General features: G+C 68.6%; 12 protein-coding genes. 1 reads left to right on the top strand and 11 read right to left on the bottom strand.

The features are described 5' to 3' along the window. From ACK42S_RS10430 to ACK42S_RS10410, 5 genes are all read right to left on the bottom strand, one after another. Positions 1–751 (bottom strand): ABC transporter ATP-binding protein (locus ACK42S_RS10430; RefSeq protein ID WP_409706709.1); only part of this gene is annotated, 751 nt, incomplete at its 3' end. A 19-nt stretch (positions 752–770) separates the two neighbouring features. Further along, complete coding sequence (locus ACK42S_RS10425) at positions 771–1,805, bottom strand: ABC transporter ATP-binding protein (RefSeq protein ID WP_409706706.1); 1,035 nt, start codon at positions 1,803–1,805, stop codon at positions 771–773. A 2-nt stretch (positions 1,806–1,807) separates the two neighbouring features. After that, positions 1,808–2,698, bottom strand: a complete 891-nt coding sequence (locus ACK42S_RS10420) for an ABC transporter permease (protein ID WP_409706703.1) — start codon at positions 2,696–2,698, stop codon at positions 1,808–1,810. 9 nt (positions 2,699–2,707) lie between these two features. Then, positions 2,708–3,661: an ABC transporter permease gene (locus ACK42S_RS10415; RefSeq protein ID WP_409706701.1), complete on the bottom strand. Its 954-nt coding sequence runs from the start codon at positions 3,659–3,661 to the stop codon at positions 2,708–2,710. A gap of 18 nt (positions 3,662–3,679) precedes the next feature. Continuing rightward, the gene (locus ACK42S_RS10410) at positions 3,680–5,299 is read right to left on the bottom strand and encodes an ABC transporter substrate-binding protein (RefSeq protein WP_409706712.1); all 1,620 of its coding nucleotides are present in this window, start codon (positions 5,297–5,299) and stop codon (positions 3,680–3,682) included. A gap of 360 nt (positions 5,300–5,659) precedes the next feature. On the opposite strand from ACK42S_RS10410, the gene ACK42S_RS10405 reads away from it, so the two are divergent. After that, positions 5,660–6,391: an aspartate/glutamate racemase family protein gene (locus tag ACK42S_RS10405; protein WP_409706698.1), complete on the top strand. Its 732-nt coding sequence runs from the start codon at positions 5,660–5,662 to the stop codon at positions 6,389–6,391. Here the strand turns inward: ACK42S_RS10405 and ACK42S_RS10400 are convergent, their stop codons facing one another. The 6 genes from ACK42S_RS10400 to lnt all read right to left on the bottom strand — a co-directional run. Further along, a complete protein-coding gene (locus ACK42S_RS10400) occupies positions 6,392–7,285 on the bottom strand; it encodes a M48 family metallopeptidase (protein WP_409706695.1) in 894 nt (297 codons plus the stop codon). Positions 7,286–7,302: 17 nt separating this feature from the next. Beyond that, on the bottom strand, positions 7,303–8,031 hold the full coding sequence (locus ACK42S_RS10395) for a lysophospholipid acyltransferase family protein (protein ID WP_409706692.1): 729 nt from the start codon (positions 8,029–8,031) through the stop codon (positions 7,303–7,305). Positions 8,032–8,069: 38 nt separating this feature from the next. After that, positions 8,070–8,708, bottom strand: a complete 639-nt coding sequence (gene gmhB, locus ACK42S_RS10390; RefSeq protein ID WP_409706689.1) for a D-glycero-beta-D-manno-heptose 1,7-bisphosphate 7-phosphatase — start codon at positions 8,706–8,708, stop codon at positions 8,070–8,072. 10 nt (positions 8,709–8,718) lie between these two features. Further along, the gene (glyS, locus tag ACK42S_RS10385; RefSeq protein WP_409706686.1) at positions 8,719–10,872 is read right to left on the bottom strand and encodes a glycine--tRNA ligase subunit beta; all 2,154 of its coding nucleotides are present in this window, start codon (positions 10,870–10,872) and stop codon (positions 8,719–8,721) included. A 2-nt stretch (positions 10,873–10,874) separates the two neighbouring features. Next, positions 10,875–11,792, bottom strand: coding sequence for a glycine--tRNA ligase subunit alpha (gene glyQ / locus ACK42S_RS10380; RefSeq protein ID WP_409706683.1), 918 nt, complete (start codon positions 11,790–11,792; stop codon positions 10,875–10,877). A gap of 74 nt (positions 11,793–11,866) precedes the next feature. Further along, on the bottom strand, positions 11,867–12,529 hold a 663-nt coding region (lnt, locus tag ACK42S_RS10375; protein WP_409706680.1), incomplete at its 5' end, for an apolipoprotein N-acyltransferase.

Here is a 12,529-nt window from a genome sequence, read left to right as displayed (position 1 = left end):
GGGTGCTGCCCTCCTCCACGATGCGCCCGGCATACATCACCGCGATGCGGTCGGCCACCTCCACCGCCGCGCCGATATCGTGCGTGACGAAGATGACCGACAGGCCGAGGTCGCGCTGCAGCTCGCGCAGCAGCAGCAGGATCTGGATCTGCACCGTGGCATCGAGCGCGGTGGTGGGCTCATCGGCCAGCAGCAGCTGGGGCTTGCAGGCCAGGGCCAGGGCGATCATGGCACGCTGGCGCATGCCGCCGGACATCTCGTGCGGATAGGCCGCCAGGCGTCGCTCGGGGCTGGGGATGCGCACGCGGTCGAAGAGCTCGAAGGCGCGGCGCTGGGCGTCCGACGCACTCACGCCCGGCTCATGCCGGCGGATGGATTCGACGATCTGCGCGCCCACGGTATAGACCGGGTCGAACGCCAGCAGCGGCTCCTGAAAGATCATCGAGGCGACCTTGCCGCGGAAGTCGCAGAGCTCGGTGTTGCTCATCTTTAGCACGTCGCGCCCGCCCACCTCGACGGTGCCGGTCATGGTGGTGCGCCGCTCGGGATGCAGGCGCAGCAAGGTGCGCATGGTCACGCTCTTGCCGGAGCCGGATTCCCCGATCAGCGCCACCACTTCGCCGCGCTGGACCTCCAGGCTCACGCCGCTGACGGCACGCACCGGCTTGCGAGCGCCGGTGAAGGTGACGCTGAGGTCGCGCAGGCGCACCATGGGAGGCTGCGAGGGCGACAGTTCCGTGACGATGCTCATGGTCCTCTCCTCCCGGGGATCAAGCGGCGGCCGCCAGGGCCTGGGGGTGCCCGCTGCCTGGCACGTGCATCAGGCAACGCACCGTGTGATGGGTGCCTGCCGACGCCACCACCGGCAACTGCTGTGAGCACACCGGCGCGGCCTGCGCGCAGCGCGGATGGAAGCGGCATCCCGAGGGCGGGTTGATGGGGTTGGGCGGATCGCCCGCCAGCGGGGCCACCTCGGTGCGGTGGTCCGGGTCCATCGAGGGCATGGACGACAGCAGTGCCCGCGTGTAGGGATGGGCCGGCGTGTCGAAGAGCACGTCCGAGGGCCCCACCTCGGCCACCTGGCCCAGGTACATCACCATCACGCGGTCGCTCACGTAGCGCACCACATGCAGGTCGTGGCTGATGAAGACGTAGGTGAGGCCGAACTCGTCTTTGAGGTCGAGCAGCAGATTGAGCACCTGGGCCTCCACTGACTTGTCCAGCGCCGAGACGGCTTCATCGAGGATCACCATGCGCGGCTGCAGCGCCAGGGCGCGCGCGATGTTCACGCGCTGGCGCTGCCCGCCCGAGAGTTCATGCGGATAGCGCTCGGCAAAGCGCCGCGGCTCCAGGCCCACGCGGGCCAGCAGGTCGCGTGCGCGCTGCACGGCTTCCCGCGTGGGCACGCCATGCACCTGCGGCCCGAAGGCGATCGAGTGCTCGATGGTCAGGCGCGGGTTCAGCGAGGCATAGCTGTCCTGGAAAACCATCTGCACCTGGCGGCGGAATTCCTTGAGCGGCAGGTCGCGGCTGCCCACGGCCCGGCCATCGAAGATGACTTCGCCGGCCGTGGGTTCGATGAGCTGCATCAGCAGCCGCGCCGTGGTGGACTTGCCGCAGCCCGATTCACCCACCACGCCCAGGGTCTCGCCTTTCAGCACCTCGAAGTCCACGCCGTCCACGGCGCGCACCACTCCTCCGCCGCGGCCCAGCGGGTCTTTCTTGAGCGGGAAGTGCTTGATCAGGCCTTTGATGGTCAGCAGGGGCTTGGCCGGGCCGCCCACGTCGTCAGCGGTTGCAGACATGGTCATCCCTTGTTGTCCATGGCCGAACGCAGGCCGTCCGACAGCAGGTTGAAGGCGATCGAGGTGATGAAGATCATCGCCCCCGGCAGGGCCGCCACCCAGGGCTGCACATAGATGGCCGTGCGTAGGGTATTGAGCATCAGGCCCCACTCGGGCTCGGGCGGCTTCACGCCCAGGCCGAGGAAGCTCAGACCCGAGGCCAGGATCATCGACACGGCAATCAGGCTGGTGGCATACACGAAGATGGGGCCCAGCACATTGCCCAGCACGTGCACGCGCACGATGGTGAAGGCCCCGGCGCCGGAGGCGCGCGCGGCCTCCACATAGTCGCGCCCGCGCACCTGGGTCGTGACGCTTTCGGCCACCCGCGCGATGGGCGGGATGAAGACGATGGTGAGCGAGATCAGCGAGTTTAGGATGCCCGCGCCCAGGGCCCCCGAGAGCGCAATGGCCAGCAGCACCGACGGGAAGGCGTAGAACACGTCGATGGTGCGCATGATGGCGGTGTTCGTGAAGCCGCCCGCATACCCGGCCACGATGCCAATCAGCGTGCCGATCACGAAGGCGCAAAGCACCGGCGTGAGGCCCATGAAGAGCGACAGGCGTGCGCCCGCGATGAGGCGCGAGAGCATGTCGCGGCCCAGTTCGTCGCTGCCCAGCAGGTAGCCCTCGGTGCCGATGGGCTTGAGGCGGTTCAGCATCGACGACGCGTAGGGATCGGACGGCGCGAGCCAGGGGCCGAAGGCCGCTAGGCCCAGGAGCATCAGCACCACCACCCCGGCGCCCACGGCCACCGGGTCGCGCAGGAAGCGGGCCCACACCGAACGCCAGTAGCCCGGGGAGCGTTCCACCGGCGCCAGCGCCAGGTTCGAGGAAGCGGAAACAGCAGCCACGGGTCCTCCTCAGGCGCGCGCAATGCGGGGGTCGAGCAGGGTCTGAACCACGTCCACCAGCAGGTTCAGCACCACGAAGAACAACGCCAGCACGAGGATAGTGCCCTGCAGCAGCGGCAGATCACGCTGGAAGATGGCCGAGTTGAGCAAGAAGCCCGTGCCCGGCCAGGAGAAGACGGTCTCGATCAGGATGGAGCCGCCCAGCAGGTAACCCAGCTGCAGCCCCATCACGGCCAGCGCCGTGGGGGCTGCGTTCTTCACCACGTGGCGGAACACGCCCAGGTGCGTGAGCCCCTTGGCGCGCAGGCCGATGATGAACTCCTGGTCGAGGATGTCGGCCACCAGGGCGCGCACGGTGCGCGCGATGATGCCCATGGGGATCACGCTCATCGTGAGCGCCGGCAGGATCATGAACTGGATGTGCTCCCAGTCCCAGGCCCAGTCGGCTGAACCGCCCGGCCCGGCGCCCGTGGCCGGCAGCCACATGAGCTGGGATGAGAACACGATCACCATCACCATGCCCAGCCAGTAGTGCGGCACGCTCACGCCCAGCACCGACAGCATCGAGGCCAGCTTGTCCAGCCAGGAATTGCGGAAGTAGCCGGCCACGAAGCCGAACAGGCCGCCGAAGACGAAGCCGATCAGCGTGGCCAGCGCCGCCAGCCTGAGCGTGTTGGTCACCGCCGTCAGCACCTCCTCAATCACCGGCCGCCCGGTGGCGATGGAGGTGCCCAGGTCCCCCTGCAGCGCGCGCCACAGCCAGCTTGCGAACTGCTCCGGGTAGGAGCGGTTGAAGCCGTACAGCTCGGTGAGCTGCGCCTGCAGCTCGGCCGAAGCATCGGGTGGCAGGATGGACACCAACGGATCGCCCGGTGACAGGTGCACCAGGGCGAAACACACCAGGGCCACGCCCAGCATGATGGGCACGGCGTAGGCGATGCGGCGCAGCAGGTAGGCGAGCATGGGCGGGACGGGCGGCGATTACTCGATCGTCATCGTGGCGATGTCGATGAACCAGCTGCGCGGCTGCACCACGTTCTTCACCTTTGCGCTCATCGCGCGCGGGCCCACGTCATGCGCGATCCACACGAAGGGCGCGTCCTCGACGATGTGGGCGTGCAGCTTGGCCAGCGCAGCGTCACGCGCCTTTTCGTCGAAGGCTGTGCGGGCGTCAGCGATCAGCTTGTCGACCTGCTCATTGCCGTAGTAGCCCCAATTGTTGGACACCGGCGGGAAGGTCTTGGTGCTGACGAAGCGCACCATCGCGAAGAATGGGTCCATCGCGGCGAAGCTCACGTTGATGGCGTGGGCGCCGTTGGCGCTGGGGTGCTTGGCGCCCTGGCGCCAGTTGGTGAAGAGCGTGTTCCATTCGATCACGTCGAACTCGACATCGAAGTAGCACTGCTTGAGCGACTGCTGCACGAACTCGTTCATCGGCAGCGGCTGCATCTGGCCCGAGCCCGAGGCCGAGATCTGCACCTTCACTTTCACCGGCTTGGCGGCCGAGAAGCCGGCTTGCTGCATCAGGGCCTGGCCGGCCTTGACGTCATAGCGGATGTCGAAGCTGGGGTTGCCCCACCAGGGGTGTCCCGGAGGCACCGTGCCCTTGGGAATGGCCATCATGCCGCCCAGCAGCTGCTGCAGGCCCGCACGGTCGACGCACAGGTTGGCCGCCTGGCGCACGCGCTTGTCCAGCCACGGTGAGCCCTCGGCGAACGACAGCTGCCACGGCCACACATGCGGTTGCGCGTTCGAATACACCACGAAGCCACGCTGGCGGATCTGCGGGATCGCATCCGGCGCCGGCGCCTCGATCCAGTCCACCTGGCCCGACAGCAGCGCCGCGGTGCGAGCGTTGGCCTCCGGCATTGGCAGCATCACCACGCGGTCGATCTTGGGCGTGCGCTTGGGGTCCCAGTACGCCTTGTTCGCCATCAGTTCCAGGCGCTGACGCGGCACGAAGCGCGCCATCTTGAAAGGCCCCGTGCCCGAAGCATCGGCGGCAAAGGCCGTCCAGGCCTGCTTGGCCCGCTCGGCCGGGTCGGTCACGCTGGCCGGCACGGCCTTCAGCTTGGCTTCCCAATGCGCGGGCGAAGCCATGAAGAGGTTGGTCAGGTTCAGCGGCAGGAAGGAGTCGGGCTCGCTGGTGGTGAGTTCCACGGTGAGGTTGTCGATCTTGCGGGCGCTGCGCAGCGTGGGCATGCGCGAGGCCGTCACACCCACCTGGCTGGCGTCGAAGTGCGGCGCATCCTTATCGAGCACCTTGCGCACGTTCCACACCACGGCATCCGCATTGAAGTCGGAGCCGTCATGGAACTTCACGCCGGGGCGCAGCTTGAACACCCACTTGGTCTTGTCCTTGGCATCCACCGTCCAGGAGGTGGCCAGGCCCGGAATCAGCACGCTGGGGCCGTCGGCCTTGGACAGGTCCCAGTGCGTGAGCGCGTCATACATCGGGATACCGGTGAAGCGGTTGCCTTCGAAGCCCTGGTCGGGCTGGCCCAGCGTGCGCGGGATGTCGGCAGCGGTCATGGCAATGCGCAAGACCTTTTCCTGTGCCAGCGCACCGGCCGAGACGGCCAGCAACGCGCTGGCCAGCATTGCGCCCCGCAGGGCTTCTGAGGTCTTGCGCCAGGTCTGCTCGAATCGTTTCATCTCGACTCCTGCTCATGGAGGGTGGGCTGGTGGCCCGGTCATACAAACACTCCGCAAGCCTCGGGCCAGGGGCCTCCAACTGCGGATGCGGCCGGCATGGTGCGATCCATGCTTGTACTGTTTTGTATGCAATCGATATGCCAGACCCATTCAAGCCCCAACCGCCTGTTCTGCGCAGACATGCCTCCAAACACTCACCGACTTGCACCAATACGGGGTAAAACTCACCCCCTCATGCGATCTCTTGGGGCGGTGCACCACTTTTTTTGTATGCATTCCTGATTACCCTCCTTGCCGGACAACACCATGAAGATCTTGGTCCTGAACCCCAACACCTCGGCCGTGATGACGGCCAGCATCGCGCAGGCAGCCCGCGCCGTGGCCGCACCGGGCACCGAGATCGTGCCGGTGCACCCCAGCTTCGGGCCGGTGTCCATCGAGGGGCACTACGACGAGGCGATGGCCGCGGCCGGGGTGGTCGAACAGGTGCGCACACCGCACGCGCAAGACGCCGACGCGGTGGTCATTGCCTGCTTCGGCGACCCGGGCCTGGACGCCGCGCGCGAGGCCCTGGCCGTACCCGTGCTGGGCATTGCGGAAGCCGCCTTCCACGCCGCCAGCTTCCTGGCCACAGGGTTTTCGGTGGTGACGACGATGACGCGCACCTGCGTGATCGCCGAGCGCTTGGTGCATCGCTACGGCCTTGAGCGCCACTGCCGCGGCATTCACGGCACCGACTTCCCGGTGCTCGACCTCGAGGACTGCGGTGACGAGACCGTGTCCCGCATCGAAGCTGCCGCGCGCGAAGCGCTGGCCAGCGACCGCAGCGGTGCCATCGTGCTGGGCTGCGCCGGCATGGCCGCGCTGTGCACGCAACTGCAGCAGCGCCTGGGGGTGCCGGTGATCGACGGCGTGGCGGTCGCCGTCAAGTTCGCCGAGAGCCTGGCCGCGCTGGGCCTGCGCACCAGCAAGCAAGGGGACTACGCTGCCCCGCTGCCCAAGGCTTACACAGGCTGGGCGGGGTCACTTCGGTGGTGATCAGTCCAGCACCGGCAGCACCGTGTCCTTGAGCGTGCCGCGGGCGTGCTCGTAGTCGGGCATGACCGAGCGCACCACGTCCCAGAAGCGCGGGCTGTGGTTCATCTCGCGCAAGTGCGCGAGCTCGTGCGCCACCACATAGTCGATGGTGGGCAAGGCGAAGTGGATGAGCCGCCAGTTCAGGCGGATGGCGCCATCGGCCGACGCACTGCCCCAGCGGGTCTGCGCCGATGACAGGCTCAGGCGCGTGTAGCGCACCCCCAGCCGCTCGGCGAAGTGGCGGCAGCGTTCCTCGAAGACGCGGCGCGCCTGGCGCTGCAGCCAGCTCTGCACCGCGTCGCGGATCTGTTCCGGGCGGGCGTGCTGCGGCAGGCCCACGTGCAGGGCCAGGCGGGGCACGCCGGGCAGGGCCTGAGCATCGGTGTTGAGCACCGCCCCGCTGGCCCGCGGGTCGAGCACCACGATGACCGCCTCGCCCAGAAAAGGCACGCTCGCGCCATCGCGCCACTCCACCTTCGCCTGCTGCAGCCGGGCGTTGCGCTCGTTCTGCTCGGCCAGCTTGCGCAGCACCCAGCGCGCCTTCTCGCGCAGCGCCGCCTCGATCTCGCCCAGCCCCACCCAGCGTGGGGCGCTCACCGTCAGGCCCTCGGGGCCGACGACAAACCCGATGGTGCGACGCTTGGCGCGGCGCAGGGCGAAGGCCACGCGATGGCCCTCGAGCTGGAGGTCGTGCGTCGAGCGCGGATGGACAAAAGCCACCGGCGGCAAGGGGCGCGAGGCTTGCGGCCTGGCCGGCGCTGCCGCCGGTGGACCCGCCGTCGTACACGCCGACGGCTCGCCGGAAAACAGCGACAGTTGCCGAGGTTCGTCGGAGCCGGGTGCCGGGCGTGCCATGGACCGGCAGTATAGGTTCAGGCCCGCTGCGGCGTGCCGCCGGAGACCGCAGCGCCGTCGGGGTAGGCCTCGGGATCGAGCCGACGCATTTCGGCCTCGATCCAGGCTTCCACTTCGCGCATCAATTCCTCCGGCTCGCGCCCCACCGAGGCGATGGGCTTGCCGATCGACACGTCGATGACCCCCGGCGTCAGCAGAAAGGATTTGCGCGGCCAGCAGCGTGCCGAGGTCACCGCAATCGGCACCACCGGCACGCCGGTGGCCACGGCCAGGCGCGTGGCGCCGGACTTGTACACGCCCTGCCCGCCGCGTGGCGTGCGCGTGCCCTCGGGGAACATGATCACCCAGTTGCCCTGAGCCATGTAGTGCCGCCCCTGCTCGGCCACCTTGTTCCAGGCCTCGGCGCGCTTGCTGCGGTCGATGTGGATCATGTCCAGCCGGGCAATCGCCCAGCCGAAGAAGGGGATGTAGAGCAGCTCACGCTTGAACACATAGCACAGCGGATGGCTCATCAGGCAGGGGAAGGCGAAAGTCTCCCAGGTGGACTGGTGCTTCGAGCACAGGATCACCGCCTCGTTGCCCAGGTGCTCCAGCCCCTGCACGCGGGCACGCACACCGCAGATGACACGCGCACCCCACATCACCAGGCGCAGCCAGCCCACGCAGGCCCAGTACAAGGGGCTGCCGCGCACGAAGACGGACAGCAGCAGCACGGCCAGCGCCCAGGGGATGACGGTCACCGTCATCCACAACAGGAACAGGAGGGAACGCAGGACCCTCAACATCAGTTCAAACCTCCAAATCCGGAACTCGAGCCCGCGTTCTCGCCGCGCATCTCGCGCTCGCGCTGGATCAGGTGCTGGGCCAGGGCCTCGAGGTTGTCGTGCACGCGGGTGCCGGGCACCTGCGCCGCCAGCGCGGCCACCTCCTCGTCGCCCAGGCCCTCGCAGCGGCCGGTGCGCAGCAGGTGCGGCTCGCAGCCCGCCGCCTGAGCTGCCTGCAGGTCACGCACGGTGTCGCCGGCCACGACGATCTCGTGGGCCGGCACGCCGAAGCGTTCGCTGATGCGCCGCAGCAGCCCCGGCGCCGGCTTGCGGCAGTCGCAGCCGTCCTCGGGCGTGTGCGGGCAGATGAAGACCGCGTCGATCCGGCCGCCGTGGCGGGCCAGCAGCTCGTTCATGCGCTGGTGCACGGCGTTCAGGCCCGACATGTCGAGCAATCCCGTGCCCAGACCCGGCTGGTTGGTGGCCACCACGACATGCCAGCCGGCATGGTTCAGCCGCGCCACGGCATCCAGCGCACCGGGCAGCGGCTCCCATTCCTCGGGCTGGGCCACGTGCTCGGTGCGGTAGCGGTTGAGCACGCCATCGCGTCCGAGCACGACGAGCTTGAGCTGGCGTTCCACGGGGCGCGGGGCGGGCATGACGATCTCCTCAGGCGGCCGCCAGACGCGACAGGTCGGCCACGCGGTTCATCGCCGCGTGCAGCGTGGCCAGCAGGCCGAGCCGGTTGGCCCGCAGCGCCGCATCATCGGCATTGACCATCACCTGGTCGAAGAAGGTGTCCACCGGGGCCTTCAGCACGGCCAGGGCCTGCAGCGAGCCGGTGTAGTCCCCCTGCTCGAACGCCGCGTCGGCGCGGGGACGCACGGCCTGCAAGGCCTCGTGCAGGGCGGCCTCGGCCGCCTCGCGCAGCAAGGTGGGGTCCACGCGCGGCTCGACCGTCGCGTCGGCCTTCTTCAGGATGTTGCCCACGCGCTTGTTGGCCGCAGCCAGCGCCTGCGCCTCGGGCAGGCCGGCAAAGGCGCGCACGGCCGCCAGGCGCCGCGGCACCTCACCCAAGCGGCCAGGGCGCAGCGCCAGCACCGCCTCGACCTCCTGGGCGGTATAGCCCTGCTCGCGCAGGGACACGGCCAGTCGGTCGTAGATGAAATCCAGCAGCGGCTCGCGCGGGTCGGTGATGCGCGAGCCGAAGACCGGCACTGCGGCCGCCACCAGCTCGGGCAGCAACAAGGGCAGGTTCTTCTCGATCAGCAGGCGGATCACCCCCAGCGCATGCCGGCGCAGCGCAAACGGGTCCTTGTCGCCGGTGGGCAACTGGCCGATGCCGAACAGGCCCACGAGCGTTTCCAGCTTGTCGGCCAGGGCCAGCACGGTGCCGGTGTGGTTGCGCGGCAAGGCGTCGCCGGCAAAGCGGGGCTTGTAGTGGTCTTCGATGGCGATAGCCACCCCATCGCGCAGGCCTTCATGGCGTGCGTAATAGCCGCCCATGATGCCCTGCAGCTCGGGGAACTCGCCCACCATGTCGGTGAGCAGGTCGGCCTTGGCCAGGCGGGCGGCCTGCTGCACCTTGCCGTCGAGCACATCGAACTCATCCTTGGCCTCGACCGTGTAGGGAACGGTGGCCAGGCGCAACTGGTTGACGATGGCGTGCGCAATGGCCTGCACGCGCTGTGTGCGCTCGCCCTGGCTGCCCAGCTTGCCGTGGTAGACCACCTTGTCCAGACCCGGCACGCGCGATTCCAGCGTCTTCTTGCGGTCCTGGTCGAAGAAGAACTTGGCATCGGCCAGACGCGGGCGCACCACCCGCTCGTTGCCGCCGATCACGGCACTCGGGTCCTCGGGGCTGATGTTGCTCACCACGAGGAAACGGTTGGTGAGCTTGCCCTGGGCATCGAGAAGCGGGAAGTACTTCTGATTGGCCTTCATCGTGAGGATGAGGCACTCCTGCGGCACCTCGAGGAACTCGGCCTCGAACTGACCCACCAGCACGTTGGGGCGCTCCACCAGGGCGGTGACCTCGTCGAGCAGGGCCTCGTCGTCCACCGGCCGCACACCGCCGCCGATCTTCGCAGCCGCTTCGCCGAGCTGGCGCACGATCTCGGCGCGGCGGGCCTCGAAGCTGGCGATCACGGCCCCATCATGGCGCAGTTGCTCGGGATAGCTGTCGGCCTCGTGGATCACCACCGGGTCCACCCGGGCCTCGAAGCGGTGGCCGCGCGTCTGGCGGCCGGCCGTCAGGCCCAGGGCCTGCACCGGCACCACGTCGGCCCCCCACAGCGCCACCAGGCCGTGGGCCGGCCGCACGAAATGCACACTCGTCCAGCCGTCGGCGAGCTGGTAGCTCATGACCTTGGGGATGGGCAGCTTGGCGAGGGCCTCGTCCAGGGCCTTCTGCAGGCCCTCGGCCAGCGTGACGCCGGGGACCAGGCTGTCATGGAAAAGGACCTCGGCCTTGCCGTCGTTCACCCGCTGGAGCTGGTCCACCACGCTGGCGTCCAGGCCCAGGGACTCGAGCTTCTTCAGCAGGGCCGGTGTGGGCCGGCCCTCGGCCGTGAGGCCCACGGACACCGGCATGAGCTTGCGCTGCACCGGACGGTCGGCCGCACGCTCGGCCACCGCCTCCACCCGCACCGCCAGGCGCCTCGGCGAGGCAAAGGGCGTGGGCACCACGGCGGCGTCCACCAGGCCCTGGGCCTTGAGGCTGTCGGTGAGTACCGTGGCAAAGGCCTCGCCCAGTTTCTTCAGTGCCTTCGGGGGCAGCTCTTCCACGAAGAGCTCGACCAGCAGGTTCTTCTTCATCGTCATGATCAGGCGGCCTTCTTCTCGAGCTGGGCCAGCACTTCGTTCGCCCAATCGCGCGGGGCCAGCGGGAAGCCCAGGCGGGCACGGCTGTCGAGGTAGCTTTGCGCCACCGCACGCGCCAGGTTGCGGATGCGGCCGATGTAGGCGGCGCGTTCGGTCACGCTGATCGCCCCGCGTGCATCGAGCAGGTTGAAGGTGTGCGCGGCTTTGAGCACCTGCTCGTAGGCCGGCAAAGCCAAGCGCTGGGCCATCAAGTGCTGGGCCTGACGCTCGTGCGCACTGAAGGCGGTGAGCAGGAACTCCACATCGCTGTGCTCGAAGTTGTAGGCCGACTGCTCCTGCTCGTTTTGCAGGTAGACGTCGCCGTAGCTCAGGCCTTCGGTCCAGGTGAGCTTGTAGACGTTGTCCACCCCCTGCAGGTACATCGCCAGGCGCTCCAGGCCGTAGGTGATCTCGCCGGTCAGCGGCTTGCAATCAATGCCGCCCACCTGCTGGAAGTAGGTGAACTGCGTCACCTCCATGCCGTTGAGCCAGACCTCCCAGCCCAGGCCCCAGGCGCCCAGCGTGGGGTTCTCCCAGTCATCTTCGACGAAGCGGACATCGTTCTTTTTCAGGTCGAAGCCCAGGGCTTCGAGCGAGCCCAGGTAGAGCTCCAGGATGTTCTCGGGCGCCGGCTTCAGCACCACCTGGTACTGGTAGTAATGCTGCAGCCGGTTGGGGTTCTCGCCGTAGCGGCCGTCCTTGGGGCGGCGGCTGGGCTGCACGTAGGCGGCTTTCCAGGGCTCGGGGCCGATGGCGCGCAGGAACGTGGCGGTGTGGCTGGTGCCGGCGCCCACCTCCATGTCGTAGGGCTGCAGCAAGGCGCAGCCTTGGGCGGCCCAGTAGTCCTGCAGGCGCGCAATGAGTTGCTGGAAGGTCAGCATGGTGTCGAGGATCGATGTGCGGGCAAGGGGCGGCGCGGGCAGCGCGCCGGCCCCGGCGGAATAAATCTTTGATTCTAGGCGCCCACCCCGGACTTGCGGCGGCGCCCCGCCAGCAGCAGCACGCCCCCGGCCAGGACCGTCCACGGCCACAGGCCCAGCGCCGCCACCCAGCGGGCATACGGCGTGCTGCCCTCGCGGCCCTCGACCTCGCCCACCAACACACCCCGGGTGTGGGGGGCCAGCCCATGCGTCACCCGGCCGCGGTGGTCGATGATGGCGGTGGCCCCGGTGTTGGTCGCACGCACGAGGGGACGCTGGAACTCCAGCGCCCGCAGCCGCGAGATCTGCAGGTGCTGGTCCACCGCCTCGGTGGGGCCAAACCAGCCGATGTTGCTGACATTGGCGATCACCGTGGCCTGGCCCGGCCCGACGAAGTTGGCGGCCAACTCCTCGCCGAAGAGATCTTCATAGCAGATGGTGGGGCGGATGCGCTGGCCGTCGAACTCGAAGGGCCGCGTGTCGCGCCCGCGGGTGAAGTCGCCCAGCGGCATGTCCATCATGTCCACGAACCAACGGAAGCCGCGGGGAACGAACTCCCCGAAGGGCACCAGGTGGATCTTGTCGTAGCGGTACATCGGCTGTCCCGGGGCCAGGCCGGCCACCGAGTTGGTGGATCCCTCGTTGAAGTCGCCCAGCGGCACGCCGATCAGCGCAGCGCCGGGCCCCCGGGCGAAATG

Source organism: Caldimonas sp., from assembly GCF_046289365.1.
GTDB lineage: Bacteria > Pseudomonadota > Gammaproteobacteria > Burkholderiales > Burkholderiaceae_C > Caldimonas.
The sequence above is the reverse complement of the archived record's forward strand: the minus strand, read 5'-3'. Positions and strand labels throughout refer to the sequence as shown.

Excerpts from the sequence above, each read along its gene's own strand:
- ACK42S_RS10425 (WP_409706706.1), bottom strand. The coding sequence starts at position 1,805 with ATGTCTGCAACCGCTGACGACGTGGGCGGCCCGGCCAAGCCCCTGCTG.
- ACK42S_RS10415 (WP_409706701.1), bottom strand. The coding sequence starts at position 3,661 with ATGCTCGCCTACCTGCTGCGCCGCATCGCCTACGCCGTGCCCATCATG.
- ACK42S_RS10410 (WP_409706712.1), bottom strand. The coding sequence starts at position 5,299 with ATGCTGGCCAGCGCGTTGCTGGCCGTCTCGGCCGGTGCGCTGGCACAG.
- ACK42S_RS10405 (WP_409706698.1), top strand. The coding sequence starts at position 5,660 with ATGAAGATCTTGGTCCTGAACCCCAACACCTCGGCCGTGATGACGGCC.
- ACK42S_RS10400 (WP_409706695.1), bottom strand. The coding sequence starts at position 7,285 with ATGGCACGCCCGGCACCCGGCTCCGACGAACCTCGGCAACTGTCGCTG.
- ACK42S_RS10395 (WP_409706692.1), bottom strand. The coding sequence starts at position 8,031 with ATGACGGTGACCGTCATCCCCTGGGCGCTGGCCGTGCTGCTGCTGTCC.
- gmhB (WP_409706689.1), bottom strand. The coding sequence starts at position 8,708 with ATGCCCGCCCCGCGCCCCGTGGAACGCCAGCTCAAGCTCGTCGTGCTC.
- glyS (WP_409706686.1), bottom strand. The coding sequence starts at position 10,872 with ATGACGATGAAGAAGAACCTGCTGGTCGAGCTCTTCGTGGAAGAGCTG.
- glyQ (WP_409706683.1), bottom strand. The coding sequence starts at position 11,792 with ATGCTGACCTTCCAGCAACTCATTGCGCGCCTGCAGGACTACTGGGCC.